Source organism: Pseudohaemophilus parahaemolyticus, assembly GCF_938021905.1.
Taxonomy (GTDB): Bacteria; Pseudomonadota; Gammaproteobacteria; order Enterobacterales; family Pasteurellaceae; genus Haemophilus_A; species Haemophilus_A parahaemolyticus_B.
This window is the reverse complement of the sequence record NZ_CALIFA010000029.1, coordinates 26,691-43,415: the sequence shown is the minus strand read 5'-3', so window position 1 is coordinate 43,415 and position 16,725 is coordinate 26,691. Positions and strand designations below refer to the sequence as shown.

The window sequence follows — 16,725 nt, the reverse complement described above, 5'->3', positions numbered from 1 at the left end:
AAAAGAATCGCCCTATAGGCTTTAGATAATGCATTTTGGAAAAATGATCAGCCGTCAACGTCCTCTCCTGTTTCATCCCATTTGAAATTGAGAGCAACAGAATTTAAGCAAAAACGTAAGCCTGTTGGTTCTGGACCATCATGAAATACGTGTCCTAAATGCGAATCGCACGTACCACAACGAATTTCTGTACGATGACGACCCAGGTTGTAATCGTCTAAATAACGCAGAGCATTATCTGATATTGCTTCATAAAAACTTGGCCAACCACAACCAGCATCAAATTTAGTATCGGAACGGAAAAGGGCATTATGGCATCTTACACAACGATATGTTCCTATCCGATCCTCATTTAAAAATTTTCCTGTAAAAGGCAACTCTGTGCCTGCATTAATTAATATATCTATTTGCTCATCAGAAAGCTCGTCTATATCTTTAATCATTGGTTATCTCCTCAAAAACTTATTTCAGATTCTACAATTTTTTATCTAAAAAGTGTGAGAAATCTGAAAATTTTGACATAGATCATATAAAAACAATCTGATATATTGAGAACCGTTCTTTTTTGTTGTCAAAACAACGAGATGGTGTGTTATAATCCAACTGTCTTGATACCTCTTTGAGGTGAGAGAACAAATTTGTTTAACTTTAATATAGGTGTAAAATCTTATGGCAATTAAAATTGGTATTAACGGCTTCGGTCGTATCGGTCGTATCGTATTCCGTGCAGCTCAACTTCGTGATGATATCGAAGTTGTAGGTATCAACGACTTAATCGACGTTGATTACATGGCTTACATGTTAAAATACGATTCAACTCACGGTCGTTTCAACGGTACTGTTGAAGTTAAAGATGGTCAATTAGTTGTAAACGGTAAAACAATCCGTGTAACTTCTGAACGTGATCCAGCTAACTTAAAATGGGATGAAATCGGTGTTGATATCGCAGTTGAAGCAACTGGTTTATTCTTAACGGATGAAACTGCTCGTAAACACATCACAGCAGGTGCGAAAAAAGTTGTATTAACTGGTCCATCTAAAGATGCTACACCTATGTTCGTTAACGGTGTAAACTTCAACGAATATGCGGGTCAAGACATCGTTTCTAACGCTTCATGTACAACAAACTGCTTAGCACCATTAGCTAAAGTAATCCACGCTAAATTCGGCATCAAAGAAGGTTTAATGACAACCGTTCACGCAACTACAGCAACTCAAAAAACTGTAGATGGTCCTTCAGCAAAAGACTGGCGTGGTGGTCGTGGAGCTTCACAAAACATCATTCCTTCATCAACAGGTGCAGCGAAAGCAGTAGGTAAAGTATTACCAGCATTAAACGGTAAATTAACAGGTATGGCATTCCGTGTTCCTACAGCAAACGTTTCTGTTGTTGACTTAACTGTAAACTTAGAAAAACCAGCAACTTACGCTGAAATCTGTGCAGAAATTAAACGTGCCTCAGAAAATGAAATGAAAGGCGTTTTAGGTTACACAGAAGATGCTGTAGTATCAACAGATTTCAACGGCGCTGTGGAAACTTCTGTATTTGATGCAGCTGCAGGTATCGCATTAACAGATACTTTCGTTAAATTAGTATCTTGGTACGATAACGAAACTGGTTACTCAAACAAAGTATTAGACTTAGTAGCTCACGTTTACAATTATAAAGGCTAATATCTAAAGTAAAATTAAACACTTTAAAAGTCTTTTAAAATCAACGTCTTGCAGTAAAATGCAAGGCGTTTTTGTTTTTAAAAGGTATGCTTACTGTATGCAAAAAAAATTTCCGAAACTATTTCGCAAAATATTGATTTTTTTAGGTAAAAATCAGAGAAGTTGCTAATAGTTTCGGAAATGATTTTCTAGTTAACTTATTGATTTAACTATATTTTTTACGCATTATGCACGTTTGAAGTCCAAGTGAACCAATTTTGGTTTAGTTGGGTGACGCTGAATTGCTTGTACTTTTACTTTTTCTTCTTTGCCAGCTACGACGATAGTTAAAACTTCGTTGTAGAACGCATCGTGAGCTTGTGCGTTGTTTACGTTATCGTGGTTTAAAACGATTGATACAGGTTCTGTATTACCACCGTAGATGATTGCAGGAACTTGACCAGCATGACGCAGGCGGCGGCTCGCACCCTTACCTTGCGCTGTACGAACTTCAGCTTCAAATTTGAATGACATAGTGTAATTCTCTTTAAATAAATGGAATTTTCATTCCGTTAAAAATAAAAAATAGCAGGCGACCCAGCTATTTTCGTGAATAATTGACAAAAAGTCGGGATGTATTTTACACACTTTCCGTCTAAATGCCAAGCCTGAAAATGAAGAAAAGAGATAGCTTTTCGGCTATCTCTTTTGCAAAATTCAGATTAAGCGGTCAATTTTTTCAATCTTTCTGCATAAGCATTCCAATCGGTAATTGGGCGCGTTGCGACTCCGCTTTCCATTGCAGCTTTTGCAACTGCTGATGATACCTGCACGATTAAACGCGGATCAAATGGCGTTGGGATTAAATAATCCGAACCGAATGATAAGTGGCCGTAGTTTGAAATCACTTCAAGTGGCACAGGTTCTTTAGCTAAATCTGCGATGGCGTGAGCGGCTGCCATTTTCATTTCTTCGTTGATTGCGGTTGCTCCTACATCTAATGCACCACGGAATAAGAATGGGAAGCAAAGCACGTTGTTTACTTGGTTTGGATAGTCTGAACGACCAGTACATACAACCGCATCTGGACGTACTGCTTTCGCATCGTGCGGAGTTGTTTCTGGCACTGGATTCGCAAGTGCAAGAATTAACGGAGTATCTGCCATCGTTTTGATCATCTCTTGGCTTAATGCCCCTGCTTTTGAGCAACCTAAGAACACATCGGCACCTTTAATTGCATCTGCAAGGGTACGCCAACCATTATCTTCGATAGCATAGAACTGTTTAGTCTCATCCATTTTATCGCCACGACCTTGGAAGATCACCCCTTTCGAGTCACACATTGTGATGTTCTCTTTCTTGAAGCCTAATGAGCGAAGCAAGTTAGTACACGCAATGGCTGATGCACCCGCACCATTTACTACTAAACGCACTTCATCAATTTTTTTGCTCACTACTTGTAAGCCATTTAATGCAGCAGCCCCCACGATAATTGCCGTGCCGTGTTGGTCATCGTGGAAAACAGGGATGCCCATACGTTCACGTAATGTTTTTTCGATGTAGAAACACTCTGGTGCTTTAATATCCTCAAGGTTAATCCCACCAAAGGTCGGCTCAAGAGAAGCGATAATATCAACTAATTTTTCAGGATTGGTTTCGTTGATTTCGATATCGAAAACATCAATGCCTGCAAATTTTTTGAAAAGTACGCCTTTACCTTCCATAACAGGTTTTGATGCCAATGCCCCAATGTTGCCCAACCCTAATACCGCTGTACCATTTGAGATAACAGCCACTAAGTTACCCCGAGCAGTATAACGGCTTGCTGTGGCAGGATCTTTTTCAATTTCTAAGCAAGGCTCTGCCACGCCAGGTGAATATGCAAGAGCTAAATCGTGCTGAGTTGCAAGGTTTTTAGTTGGGGTCACAGAGATTTTACCTGGGATTGGAAATTCGTGAAAATCGAGGGCTTCTTGTTTTAAATCGCTCATATTATGTCCTTATTTTATTGTGTTAGGGGATGAATGTAGAGGTTTTTATCAAATTAAGAAAGATAAGTTTGATATGGTATATAAGATAACAAAAAGCGGTGAAGTTTTGCAAAATTTTTACAAAATCCCACCGCTAGTTGATTAAGAAATAATTAGTTTACTGAAGGTAAAATGCCTGCACCGAAAAGGTATTCCCACCACGCTAAACCTAAAGTTGCGTGAATGATTAAGCTACCGAATGCAACCACTGCACCTGCAATCCACCAAGATTTGATGTCGTTATAACCTGCACCAAATGTGATTGGGCCTGGGCCACCGCCGTAATGTGTTACAGAACCACCGTAAGAGTTAGAGAATAATAAGCCTAATGCTAATAATTCAACTGGTGCACCCGCCACTTTACCTACGGTTGCGAATACTGGCACCATCGCAGCAACATAAGCACCGCCTGATGCGAACAAGTAACGCACAGATACACTTAAAATTAAGATAACGATTAATGCTAATCCACCTTGACCTTCAAATTGAAGATAGTTTTCAAGGGTTTTTGCTAACCACGTAAAGAAACCTGCTTTATCTAAGATGCTTGACATACCGATGATACCACCGTACCAAATTAAGGTATCCCAACCTGCTTTGTTTTTACGCACATCATCCCAAGATACGATGCTTAATACAATGCAAAGTACCATGGTGATTAACGCAACTGTTGTTGCATTTACGTGTAAGAAATCGGCGAAAATCCAACCAAATAGTGCTAGCACGAATAACACCGCTAATGATTTTTCACGGAAAGACATTGGACCTAACTCTTCCAAGCCTTTTTTCGCAATCGCTTTGTTATCTACTTGTTTTAATTCTGGTTTTGCAATGATGTAGCAGATAAATGGAATAATGAATAAACATAATAAACCTGGTACAGAAGCGGCTAAGAACCACTCTACCCAGTTTAATTTGATACCTAAAATTGGCGACATTAGCTCTAATGCCAATGCATTCGGTGCCATTGCAGTTAAGAAAATGTATGAGGTGGTTTTTACCGACATATACACGTTCATCATTAAATAACGACCCGCTAATTTAGGTGATTTTTCGGGATCTGAACCTAATGCTACTGCCACGCTGTTCATAATTGGGAACACGATACCGCCTGCACGCGCTGTATTTGATGGTGTTGCAGGAGATAATAATAAATCCAAGAACATACTCACATAACCGATACGCAATGTGGTGCTACCGAACCAGTTGATCATATGATACGCGATACGTTTACCCAAGCCAGTAATCACAAATGCAGAACTAAGCGTAAATGCAGTGAAGATTAACCACGTTGTACCAGATTGGTAACCTGAAAGTGTTTGGCTCACTTTCACAAGCTCTTTAGCCCCTTCGGTATTACCAATGGTTGCGGCAGATGCGGCAACTGCTGCCAATAATAAGACTGGCTCGCTGAATGGTTTGAGCACCAAACCAACGATAGTTGCGATATAGATACCTAATAAACGCCACGCAATCAGAGACAGCCCCTCTGGTGCAGGCAACAAGAAGAAAATCACAGGGATGGCAACCAACACTGCGGTTTTCTGAGCTTTAGATAAAGCCATAGTTCACCTCTAAAAGATTAAAGTTTAAGATAATGTTTAAGGAAAATCAGTAATGCTAACAGATCTGCACTGCCCCCTGAGCTGAGGTTACGAGCAATACACGCCTGATCAAGTTGGCTCAAATTGTTTTTTAGTTCGCTTTCATTCAGCAATATGCTTGGATTATCCAGCAATTTTTTTGCCTCTTGCTGTACAAATTTCAGTCCCTCCATGCCGCCACGATGTATTACATTGGTATCGGGGTTCACCGCCATCAAATAGACCAACGCCATTAACCATTGATGTTCGGTTGAGCTAGCCTGCTTGCTTGATAGAAACTCAATAGTCTGACGAATCAACGCAAAACCGCTTTCTGCCTCGCCTCTTGCTCCCGTTAAACCATACTGCTGAAAGAGCTGAACGCCTGCGGTAAGCGGTTGATTTTTCGGGAAATATTGCAATTCAGCACAAAGCCCTTGGGTAAATTCTGCTACCATTTCGCAAATCTGGTCGATGTTTATTGCCACAGGATGCTGCTGATATAATCGACCTATTGCCGTGCAAACCAAGCCAAAAGCAAAAATTGCCCCTTTATGGGTGTTTACCTGTTCCGTTGCTTGCAACATTGCCTGTTCTGCTTGCAAACCAAGCGGTCGAATTTGGCGGAGAATTTGCGAACTTGGTTCTTCAGCGGTTTTCATTCCTTCTAATACAAAATGCGAGAAAAATGGCTTTAACGCCAACGCACTTTGTTCGAAGGTATGCAAATTCATATCCTTATGCGAACCATTATTTATACTGTCTACTAAACCTGGTTTAGGTGAAAGTCTGGCTTCACTCAGCAAAGCGGCGTAAGCCAATTCTGCAATTTGAGCAGCAAAATCAACCGCTTGCACACGCTTTTGCATCTCTGCAAAAATTTCATCCAAATGATGTTTACGCGAACGAGCACAATTTTTTGCATTCTCATGACAAACCAAGCAAGGACGTGGCGGGAAATTAAAATCAGCACGACTTAATAAATTGCCGTTATGGTCAATCACATCAATATCCCATAATCGAGCTAGTGGCGAACTATCTTCCAGCTGCATTGTTTCTTGCTTGAGTAAATTTGCCTCAATAGGCAGTACAAATAGTGCTTCGTGCCCTGTTTCCAATGGGCGAATAAATTGGGCACTGGGTTGCACGCCCAATTTGTCAAATAAAGTGGTCAAATTTTCTAGTACTTTTGCAAAAACAAAATCTAGCAAAGCATTTTTCTTTATTCCCCCAACCGCAAGCAAAGTGAGCGAAAGTACCGTTTCACCATATTGTTCAAGGCATTGTTGTTGAAGATTAGCACGATTTTCTCGGGCTTCTAAAAGCTGCTCGAGTGAAATTTCCTGCCCTTCAAGGGAAAATTTTTTGAAAAGATGTTGCAAATTTTGACCGCTTACTCTTAATTTCTAAAGAAAGCCCCCCTCTTTAGAAAAGAGGGGAGGGGGAGATTTGACACAAGTAATTAACGAAGAAAATAGTTAATTAAAAGCTATTAAGACTTGACTCATCACCATATCAATGTAATCAATTCTGCCAAATCTCCCCTAACCCCTCTTTGCTAAAGAGGGGGATGAATTAGGTTACTCTTTTACTTGATACACCGTATCAATCACCGAACCATCACGGTAACGCACTACCGCAACTGGTTTATCAGTAAATTCTATCTCTTTGGGTTTACCTGTGATGCTGTAAGCACGTTCACAAAGTTGCTCAATCGTGAATAACGGAATGCCCGCATTGGTTAATGCTTCGATTAAATCTGGACGTTTCGGGTTCACAGCAACACCGTGATCGGTCACAAGAATATCAATGTTTTCACCTGGCGTTACGCAAGTAATCACATTTTCCACTACCGTTGGGATACGACCACGAACGAGTGGTGCAACAATAATTGCCACTTGAGCAGAAGAGGCAGTATCGCAGTGACCACCTGAAGCACCGCGGATCACACCATCAGAACCTGTTAACACGTTCACGTTAAACTTGGTGTCGATTTCAAGTGCTGAAAGAATCACCACATCTAAACGCTCAACAGAAGCCCCTTTTGAGCTGTAGTTTGCATATTGGTTTGCCGATACTTCAATATGATTTGGGTTACGTGCAAGAGATTCAGCAGCAACTGCATCAAAACTTTGCACATCGATCAATTTTTTGATTAAGCCTTTTTCGTGTAACGCCACCATACTTGAGGTAATGCCACCTAAAGCGAAATCAGCCGTAATGCCATCACGTACCATTTTGTCTTCTAAGAAACGGGTTACCGCAAGTGCTGCACCGCCAGAACCTGTCTGAAGTGAGAAACCCTCTTTGAAGTAGCCAGAGCCAAAGATCACTTCCGCACATTTACGTGCGATCAATAATTCACGCGGATTGGTTGTCATACGGGTGGCTCCACCGCCGATTTTTTTCGGATCACCTACCGCATCAACTTGCACGATTAAGTCCACTTGATCTTGAGCAATACTAATTGGGTGGTGTGGATATTCCGTAAACTCTTCCGTTAATAACACCACTTTATCGGCATATTCCGCATCTACACGAGCGTAACCTAATGAGCCACATTTGCTTTTGCCTGTAAAGCCATTTGCATTACCGAATTTATCACAGCAAGGCACGCCTAAAAAGGCAACGTCGATTTTCAACTCCCCTGATTTTACTAAGTGAACACGACCACCGTGAGAATGGATATTTACAGGCTCAGCAAGAATTCCTTTTGAGATCTCATCCGCTAATTGACCACGTAAACCAGAAGAATAAATTTTGGTGACTACGCCATTTTTGATGTGTTCAACAATTGGGTAATGGCTGTCGATTAACGAACTTGAAGCTAAGGTTAAGTTTTTAAAGCCCATTTCCGCAATTTTGTTCATCACCATATTTACTACGAAATCACCACCACGGAAAGCGTGGTGGAATGAGACAGTCATTCCATCTTTTAAGCCTGAACGGCGAATAGCGTCTTCAAGACTATCGCAAATTTTGCGGTCTTTTGCTGTACGTGCAAGAGATTCTGCTTTTGGCACCGCTTGATAAACTGGGCGACCTGCGTTGAATTTTTCGATACGTTGTTCACGAGTTGTCATTTTTTATTCCCCTTACTCTTCACGGATACCAGATTTTGCACGTTCAAGAACGAGTTTCGCACGATCAATAATTGGTGCATCAATCATTTTACCGTTTAATGAAACTACACCTAAACCGTTACGTTCAGCTTCTTCTGCTGCGTCAATAATGCGTCTTGCTTGATCCACATCTTTTTGTGTTGGTGCGAATAAGTTGTGAAGTAACTCAATTTGGCGAGGGTTAATTAACGATTTACCATCAAAGCCTAATTGCTTGATTAACGCTGCTTCTGCTAAGAAACCTTCTTCGTTGTTTGCATTTGAGTAAACCGTATCGAATGCTTGAATGCCTGCAGCACGAGCAGCTTGGAGAATTGAGCAACGAGCGAATAATAATTCAATACCTTCTGGAGAACGCTCAGTTTTTAAGTTACGCACATAGTCTTCTGCCCCTAATGCGATACCGATTAAACGGTTAGAAGCCGTCGCAATTTGGTTTGCTTGGGTAATGCCTAATGGCGATTCAATTGCCGCCAACATTTTGGTTGATCCCACTTCACGACCGCACGCTTTTTCGATTTCAGTGATTTCGTGATCCATATCAATTACATCTTGTGCGGTTTCCGTTTTTGGCATACGTACCACATCAACGCCTGCACGTACAACGGCATTTAGGTCAGCTAAACCAAATTCAGAATCTAATGGGTTTACACGCACAACGGTTTCAATCTCTTGATAAAGTGGGTGCTGTAAGGCATGAGCGACTAAAATACGTGCTGAATCTTTCTCTTTTAACGCCACCGCATCTTCAAGATCGAACATAATGGCATCAGGTTTATAAATGAAAGTGTTGCTGATCATCGCTGCATTTGAACCTGGCACAAACAACATGCTTCTTCTTAATTTAATTGGTTGGCTCATAGCACTTTCTCCCAGTTAATTTGCTCATCGGTTGCACGTAATAATGCTGCTTTTAATCTTGCACGAAGCACGCAATCTAATGCACCTTTATCTTCCACGATCACTTGGGCGTTTGAGACTTCAAACTGTTTTAACACATCGTGAATAGTGGCAAGAATATCGTCGCCAAATTGTTTACCTACCGAACTATTAAGTTCAATTTCAAGCGTATTAGCTGGTGCAATTCGCACTTGTGCATCGCTAGATTCTAATGTGCCAGCTACGGCAGCTTTGGTTATCTGCATAATGCGTTCCTTATTTCAAATTAACAAAAGTGGTTTATTTCAGTGAAAAAATAATTCCTGAGCATTCTACTGATTTTTTATCAAAAATCTAATAATAAAGGGGTACTATTGATGTATATCAAAAAAAATATTTTGTATGAATAGATTTCATATTAAATCCTAAAAATATGAGCTTGCTTTAATAAATTAATCCATTTAAAGTGAAATTAATTTCGATTTTACAGCATAACAGAGGTAGCTATGAGCTTTGCAACAGATATCGATCACTTAAACCAAAACATCGCAGATTTAAACGGAAAAATTAACGTCTCTTTTGAATTTTTTCCACCTAAAAATGAAAAAATGGAAAATTTACTGTGGGATTCTATTTCTCGTCTTGCACCACTTAAACCGAAATTCGTCTCCGTGACTTATGGGGCAAACTCAGGCGAACGTGATCGTACACATAGCATCGTAAAAAGTATTCAACAAGAAACAGGGCTCATTGCTGCACCGCATTTAACAGGGATTGATGCAACGCCTGACGAGTTACGCCAGATTGCCAAAGATTATTGGGATAATGGTATCCGTAATATCGTAGCTTTACGCGGCGATGAACCCAAAGGCTACGCGAAAAAACCTTTTTATGCGTCTGATTTAGTAGCATTATTAAAAGAAGTGGCAGACTTTGATATTTCTGTTGCCGCTTATCCAGAAGTTCACCCTGAAGCAAAATCGGCACAAGCAGATTTAATTAACTTAAAACGCAAGGTAGATGCTGGTGCGAACCGTGCAATCAGCCAGTTCTTTTTTGATATCGACAGCTACCTTCGTTTCCGAGACCGCTGTGTGAATGTTGGGATTGATGTTGAAATCGTACCAGGAATTTTACCTGTGACTAACTTCAAACAACTTCAAAAAATGGCGAAAATTACCAACGTAAAAATCCCAAATTGGATGTACAGAATGTATGATGGTTTGGATGATGACCCAACCACACGCAACCTTGTTGCTGCAAGCATCGCAATGGATATGGTTCGTGTATTATCAAAAGAGGGCGTAAAAGATTTCCACTTCTATACCCTCAACCGCTCAGAATTAACCTACGCGATTTGTCATACTTTAGGGGTAAGACCTTAGAAAGCTCTTAAAATAGAAATGATCAGGGGCAGGGATAACATCCCTGCCCCTATTATCTATGAACGTTTCATGATTTCAAAAAACTCTTCGTTGGTTTTTGCAACACTGAGTTTATCAATCAACCATTCAATTGCCTCAACTTCACCCATTGGGTTAAGCACTTTACGTAACATCCAGGTTTTTTGGTGCTCTTCAGGACTCATCAATAGGTCATCTTTACGTGTGCCAGAACGGTTAAATTCAATTGCTGGGAAGATACGACGTTCTGCAATTTTACGAGAAAGATGCAGTTCCATATTACCTGTTCCCTTAAACTCTTCGAAAATAACCTCGTCCATTTTCGATCCTGTATCCACAAGAGCTGTTGCGATAATAGTTAAGCTACCGCCCTCTTCAACATTACGTGCTGCACCGAAGAAACGTTTTGGACGGTGTAAAGCGTTAGCATCTACACCACCTGATAAAATTTTACCTGAAACAGGGGTCACGGTATTGTAAGCACGAGCAAGACGTGTGATAGAGTCTAATAAAATCACCACATCTTTTTTGTGTTCAACTGCACGTTTTGCTTTCTCAATTACCATTTCGGCAACTTGAACATGGCGTGTTGCAGGTTCATCAAAGGTTGAAGCAATCACTTCGCCACGCACGGTACGTTGCATTTCAGTTACCTCTTCAGGGCGTTCATCAATCAATAACACAATTAACTCACATTCTGGGTAATTGTGCGTGATGCTTTGTGCAATATTTTGCAGAAGAACGGTTTTACCCGCTTTTGGCGGTGCTACGATCAACGCACGCTGACCTTTACCAATGGGTGCGGCTAAATCTAAGATACGAGCGGTTAAATCTTCGGTTGAGCCATTACCACGTTCCATACGTAAACGAGAGTTGGCGTGAAGAGGGGTTAAGTTTTCGAAAAGGATTTTACTGCGAGAAACTTCTGGTTTGTCGTCATTAACAAGATCAACTTTAAGTAGAGCAAAATAGCGCTCGCCTTCTTTAGGTGGGCGGATTTTTCCCTCTATTTTATCCCCCGTTTGTAAATTAAAACGGCGGATTTGGCTTGGCGAAACATAAATATCATCAGGACCAGCCAAATAAGAGCTATCAGCTGAACGTAAGAAACCAAAACCATCTGGCAAGATTTCTAACACGCCTTGACCAAAAATATCTTCGCCACTTTTTGCATGTTGTTTAAGGATGGCGAAAACAATATCTTGCTTGCGTAAACGGGCTAAATTTTCTAAGCCCATTTGGTTTTCACCCATTTCGACAAGCTCCGAAACGGGGGTATTTTTTAATTGAGTAAGATGCATAGGAATTTTTGATAAGTTAAAAATAATGAGGATTGGATATCATATTACTATGAGAGATATAGCTTCCTGCTATAAATTTGACATAAGAAGGATACGCCAAGTTGTGAAAAATTGCAAACTCTTTCTGATTTTAGACCGCTTTTATCGCTATTTTCATACAAAAACTCCCAATCATTTTAATCTGACTCCAAAAAGTTAGACTGATTTAGTTCAAGGACTGAGTGCTATCATTCACAGGGCTCAGTCCTTTTAGTTTCCCCTGAATACGTTCATAGTTGTAACAATGAACGTTCTAATGTTGTTTCGGCAAATTGAAAATGCCTGCGGGTAAGTGAACGATTTTTACCATTTTGGAGATAAAATTCGATGACTTATTGTTTAAAAAGAGTGTTGTATTTGGTCATAAAAAATCTGCACCTTAGTCAGTTGGTTATTTAATCCAACTTTTGGGGTGCAGATTAATAGAATATCCATTGGGGCAAATAAATTATTGCACTAAATTTTCGACTAAACCAATAACAGTCTGAATTTCCTCACTCGAAAGTTTACCTTCCTTCACAAACTTCACTTTGCCTGATTTATCCAACACAATAACCGTACTCTCTTTGCCCTTTAAACCCCATTCGTTTTTAACTGAGCTTTTATCGTCTAACACCACTTGGCTATGAGGGTTCTCTTTTTTGCCATTTTCTGCACTGCTTTTAACAAATAAACCCGTGCCTACAATAGCATCATCAGCATTGATAATGGTTGTGGTTTGATATTGGGTTGGGTTAAAGTGAGCTGCTTTAATTGCATCAATGACTGCTTGGTTTTTTTCTTTGGCTGAACTTCTGCCTGCTAAGTGATGCACAATGCGAACTTTGCCATTTAAAGTGGTCGATTTCCACGGTTGAAATGCTACTTCTTTGCCTTTCAATACGATTTCACCTTCATCTGAAACGCTTACTTGCGGTAAAGGTTGTTCTAATTTGAGATTGTGTGCTAAAGCAGTATTATCTAATAAGATTGCACTTGTTAAAAGTGTGAAAAGGGATTTTTTCATATTAATTCCTTCGTTGTTAAAATGTATTATTACTCTCTTCCTTTGAGGAAGAAGAGGAGAATTTACCAACTCCCGCCAGCACCGCCGCCGCCAGAAGAGCCGCCACCGAAGCTGTCGCCACTACCACGGCTTCCGCCACCAAAGCCACCACCGAATCCGCCGCCAAATCCGTTATTGCTGCGAGATGCACGCATCATTTCACGTCCGAGTTGGTCTAGTGTGCTTGGGCTAACATAACGGCTGTTTCCACGCGGATAGAAAATCACGAAGATGACCAATCCCATTCCTAAGAAAAAGAGTAGTCCGTCAATGTCATCAAATGGTTGTTGTTCTTCGCCATAGCTGTCGTAAGCAGCATATTCGCCGTTGATGGCTGCCATAATTGCCGATAAGCCGCTGGCAATGCCTTCCGCATAGCGTTCTTGCTTGAAATAAGGCGTGATATTATGGCGGATAATGGTTGAAGCCGTTGCATCAGGCAGCGCCCCTTCAATGCCTCGGCCCGTTGCAATAAAGAGTTTGCGGTCATTTTTGGCAACAAGCAATAATACACCATTATTCTCATTATGTTTGGTTCGACCAATGCCCCATTTGTTGAATAAATTGGTTGCATATTGTGCAATCTCTTCGCCTTGCGTGGTAGGAATAATCGCTACAATAATTTGCGAGCTGGTTTTGCTGCGGTTTTCAATTAACGCATTTTCCAGCGTTCGCCATTCTTGCGGGTTGAGAGTGTTGGTGTAATCATTCACATAATAGAACGGATCGGGTGCTTTAGGATAATCAACCGCCCAGCTGTTTAAGCTAAAAAACAATAAAAATAGCCCAAACAAGCGGTAAAAATGTTGAGAAAATTTGCTAATCATTTAATCACCACCTCATTTGGGAGTTCATTCACATCATTGGCTTGATAAGGGAAATAACGGGCGAGTTGTTCTTCAATTTGAGCAATGCCATCGCAAATTGCTTGGGTGTAATTGCCTAATTGAAGTTGTTTTTTCATTGCTTCATAAACCACTTGCCAAAACTCTTTCCCCACTTTTTCGTAAATACCTTGATCGCCAATCACCGCTAAATGATGTGGTTTAAAAGCAAGGTAGATTAGCACACCATTACGCTCTTGCGTTTCTCGCATATTTAGCTCATCAAAAAGCTGCTTGGCACGAGCAATCGCATCGAGTTTGCTGGTGTTTTTACGCTCAACTACTACACGTAATTCAGCGGAGGTCTGTGTTTCTAAATGGGCAATAGCTTGTTCGATTTGTTTGGTGCTAATGGGAAGTTTTTTGGAGAAGAAAGGAATTGAGGGCATAGCAAAATCCTTGTATTGTAGCAATCATTCGTTTTTGTAGGGGCGTGTGCACACGCCCTACGCTAATTCTGGAAACTAATTAAAATTCACTACAGGTGCTTTTTCTGCGCCAGATTCTGCCTTGAATTGTGGTTTGGCTTTAAAGCCCATAATCATTGCTGCAATTTTGGTTGGCATTTCACGCACTTGTTTGTTGTATTCTTTCACTGCCACATTGAAGTTATTACGTTCAGTATTGATGCGGTTTTCTGTGCCTTCAAGCTGGGCTTGTAAGTTTAAGAAACCTTCGTGAGCTTTCAATTCTGGGTATTTCTCAACCGTCACCAATAAACGTGAAAGTGATGAGTTTACATCTTGTTGAGCGGCTTGGAATTTCGCCATTTCATCTTCGGTTGCGGTGTTTGGATTAATTGTTACCGCGGTTGCTTTTGAGCGTGCATCCATCACTGCTGTTAGTGTCTCTTTCTCAAAATTCGCTTGCCCTTTTACTGCATTGACTAAGTTTGGAATGAGATCCGCACGGCGTTGGTAAGCAGATTCTACGTTACCCCAAACAGAGTTAATGTCTTCTTCGGCACGCATTAAGTCATTATATTTAGTCAGAGAGTAGCCGCCTAAACCTACGATTGCGATGAGTACGATCCATAAAATTTTCTTCATTGAGTTATCCTTGTAAAAGTTGGTTAAGAAAATGGGGATTGTATAGCACAATCCCCAAAAGGCAACAAAAATTACCTAGCTTTACAAGCGGTGATTTTTTGCCTTATTTTTGCGGTGCATTCGCCAATAATTTGGTGAGCAATTCCCAATAAATTTGTACCGCTGGAATATGTACTTTTTCGTCTGGCGAATGAGCATTGCGGATGGTTGGGCCGATAGAGACTAAATCCATGTTTGGATATACCTCTTTGATTAAGCCACATTCTAAGCCTGCATGAATGACTTTGATTTGAGCTTCATAACCTAACACTTCATCATAGATTTTTTTCGTGAGTGCCGTAATTTCAGAATTTGGTGCTGGTTCCCAACCAGGGTAATTGCCTGAATATTCGACCGTTGCTCCTGTTAATTGTACTAAGGCATTTAAGCGACTACGCACTTCTTCTTTGCCGTGTTCAACTAATGAACGAGATAAAATCGTGCCTACTAATTGCTCATTTTGAAGTGAAAGCACGCCAATACTGAGTGAGGTTTCCACCACGTTTTTTACCGTATCACTATTGCGGATCACGCCGTTTGGCAACAGCGTTAAGAACTGCAATACGGTTTGGGTTGCTTTTGCAGTAAAGGCTTTTTCGGCTGAATTTGTAGCTTCCGCAACCAGTGTTAAATTCGGTTCTGCTAAGTGATATTCTGATTGGAATTTTGCTTGTAGTTGCTCAATACAAGCGGTAATTTTTGCCACATCTTTAACCAAAAGGGTAGCGTGAGCTTCTCGTGGAATCGCATTGCGTACTGAACCGCCCGCAATATTTACCAGTTGGAAGGCTTCTATTTGGTAAAGATCTGAGAGGATTCGCATTAATAGCTTGATGGCATTCACACGGTTGGTGTGAATATCGCAGCCAGAATGCCCACCGCGTAAGCCTTTCAGCGTGATTTGCACTGCTTGACCTTCTGCTTTTTCAAACTCAATAGGCAAGTGGATTTCTACGTTTTCGCCACCTGCACAACCGATATAAATTTCACCGTTATCTTCGGTATCGGTGTTGATCATTATGTTAGATGTTAGCCAGTTTGGACGCAAGCCTAATGCTCCTTCCATTCCTACTTCTTCGCTCATTGTGAGAAGCACCTCGATTTCTGGGTGAGCTAAATCAGTTGAAGAAAGCACAGCAAGGCAAGAGGCTAAACCGATGCCGTTATCCGCACCAAGGGTTGTGCCTTTAGCTTTGACCCATTCGCCATCTTGGTAAGGTTGGATCGGATCTTTCAAAAAATCGTGCACTGTGCTTGCGTTGGCTTGTGGCACCATATCTAAGTGTGCTTGCAGGGCGAGAGTTTGGCGATTTTCCATACCTTTTGTGGCGGGTTTACGAATTAAAATATTACCTGCATTATCACGCTCAACGAAAAGGGATTGAGATTTTGCCCAATCTACAATGAAATTAGCAATTTGCTCTTCGTGATAAGAAGGGTGGGGAATAGCACAAATTTTATCGAACCATTGCCAAAGTGCTTGTGGATTTAAAGAAGCAATTTCAGACATATAACACCTCATTTGTTTATTTCTGTTAAATATCGAGAAAATTCTACCGCTTGTAAAATATTTATGTTCAAAAGCGAGAAAGAATGTGCGGGAAATAATAGCACGAATGTCATTTTTAGGTTAGAATAACGCAATTTTTTTATTCGGCGAAACCTCAATTCGTCGATTTTTTATATTTTGGGATCTAG

General features: G+C 40.7%; 17 protein-coding genes. 2 read left to right on the top strand and 15 right to left on the bottom strand.

Annotated features, from left to right (window positions below; genetic code table 11):
• Positions 1-47 precede the first annotated feature (47 nt).
• Positions 48-443, bottom strand: a complete 396-nt coding sequence (gene msrB / locus QMF79_RS02560) for a peptide-methionine (R)-S-oxide reductase MsrB (protein ID WP_281772640.1) — start codon at positions 441-443, stop codon at positions 48-50.
• A gap of 226 nt (positions 444-669) precedes the next feature.
• Here msrB and gap point away from each other — a divergent pair, with 226 nt between their 5' ends.
• Positions 670-1,674 (top strand): type I glyceraldehyde-3-phosphate dehydrogenase, encoded by a 1,005-nt coding sequence (gene gap, locus QMF79_RS02555; protein ID WP_005705874.1) that lies wholly within the window; start codon positions 670-672, stop codon positions 1,672-1,674.
• Between the two features lie 225 nt (positions 1,675-1,899).
• On the opposite strand, the gene rplY is transcribed toward gap, so the two are convergent.
• The 7 genes from rplY to citD form a co-directional block, all read right to left on the bottom strand.
• Positions 1,900-2,187 carry a 50S ribosomal protein L25 gene (gene rplY, locus QMF79_RS02550; protein WP_281772639.1) on the bottom strand — a complete coding sequence of 96 codons (288 nt, stop codon included), beginning with the start codon at positions 2,185-2,187 and terminating at the stop codon, positions 1,900-1,902.
• Positions 2,188-2,375: 188 nt separating this feature from the next.
• Entirely contained in the window at positions 2,376-3,644 is a 1,269-nt protein-coding gene (locus tag QMF79_RS02545; protein ID WP_281772638.1) for a malic enzyme-like NAD(P)-binding protein, read from the bottom strand.
• Positions 3,645-3,796: 152 nt separating this feature from the next.
• Complete coding sequence (locus QMF79_RS02540; RefSeq protein WP_281772637.1) at positions 3,797-5,248, bottom strand: anion permease; 1,452 nt, start codon at positions 5,246-5,248, stop codon at positions 3,797-3,799.
• 17 nt (positions 5,249-5,265) lie between these two features.
• The gene (citG, locus tag QMF79_RS02535; RefSeq protein ID WP_281772636.1) at positions 5,266-6,648 is read right to left on the bottom strand and encodes a triphosphoribosyl-dephospho-CoA synthase CitG; all 1,383 of its coding nucleotides are present in this window, start codon (positions 6,646-6,648) and stop codon (positions 5,266-5,268) included.
• A 198-nt stretch (positions 6,649-6,846) separates the two neighbouring features.
• Positions 6,847-8,349 carry a citrate lyase subunit alpha gene (gene citF / locus QMF79_RS02530; protein WP_281772635.1) on the bottom strand — a complete coding sequence of 501 codons (1,503 nt, stop codon included), beginning with the start codon at positions 8,347-8,349 and terminating at the stop codon, positions 6,847-6,849.
• Positions 8,350-8,361: 12 nt separating this feature from the next.
• A complete protein-coding gene (citE, locus tag QMF79_RS02525) occupies positions 8,362-9,237 on the bottom strand; it encodes a citrate (pro-3S)-lyase subunit beta (RefSeq protein ID WP_181874605.1) in 876 nt (291 codons plus the stop codon).
• A gap of 8 nt (positions 9,238-9,245) precedes the next feature.
• Positions 9,246-9,533, bottom strand: a complete 288-nt coding sequence (gene citD / locus QMF79_RS02520) for a citrate lyase acyl carrier protein (RefSeq protein WP_005708463.1) — start codon at positions 9,531-9,533, stop codon at positions 9,246-9,248.
• Positions 9,534-9,773: 240 nt separating this feature from the next.
• Between citD and metF the strand changes: the two genes are divergently transcribed.
• On the top strand, positions 9,774-10,652 hold the full coding sequence (gene metF / locus QMF79_RS02515) for a methylenetetrahydrofolate reductase (RefSeq protein ID WP_005705608.1): 879 nt from the start codon (positions 9,774-9,776) through the stop codon (positions 10,650-10,652).
• A 56-nt stretch (positions 10,653-10,708) separates the two neighbouring features.
• Here metF and rho read toward each other — a convergent pair whose 3' ends face one another.
• From rho to QMF79_RS02485, 7 genes are all read right to left on the bottom strand, one after another.
• Complete coding sequence (gene rho / locus QMF79_RS02510) at positions 10,709-11,971, bottom strand: transcription termination factor Rho (protein WP_005705735.1); 1,263 nt, start codon at positions 11,969-11,971, stop codon at positions 10,709-10,711.
• Positions 11,972-12,176: 205 nt separating this feature from the next.
• A complete protein-coding gene (locus tag QMF79_RS10395) occupies positions 12,177-12,236 on the bottom strand; it encodes a hypothetical protein (protein ID WP_390890434.1) in 60 nt (19 codons plus the stop codon).
• Positions 12,237-12,458: 222 nt separating this feature from the next.
• Positions 12,459-13,016, bottom strand: coding sequence for a YtfJ family protein (locus QMF79_RS02505; RefSeq protein ID WP_281772634.1), 558 nt, complete (start codon positions 13,014-13,016; stop codon positions 12,459-12,461).
• 62 nt (positions 13,017-13,078) lie between these two features.
• Positions 13,079-13,882: a TPM domain-containing protein gene (locus QMF79_RS02500; RefSeq protein ID WP_281772633.1), complete on the bottom strand. Its 804-nt coding sequence runs from the start codon at positions 13,880-13,882 to the stop codon at positions 13,079-13,081.
• A complete protein-coding gene (locus QMF79_RS02495) occupies positions 13,879-14,328 on the bottom strand; it encodes a TPM domain-containing protein (protein WP_281772632.1) in 450 nt (149 codons plus the stop codon). Before QMF79_RS02495 ends, QMF79_RS02500 begins: the two co-directional genes overlap by 4 nt.
• Before the next feature lie 75 nt (positions 14,329-14,403).
• Positions 14,404-14,988 (bottom strand): LemA family protein, encoded by a 585-nt coding sequence (locus tag QMF79_RS02490; RefSeq protein WP_281772631.1) that lies wholly within the window; start codon positions 14,986-14,988, stop codon positions 14,404-14,406.
• Between the two features lie 103 nt (positions 14,989-15,091).
• Positions 15,092-16,537 (bottom strand): aminoacyl-histidine dipeptidase, encoded by a 1,446-nt coding sequence (locus QMF79_RS02485; RefSeq protein ID WP_281772630.1) that lies wholly within the window; start codon positions 16,535-16,537, stop codon positions 15,092-15,094.
• Positions 16,538-16,725 lie beyond the last annotated feature (188 nt).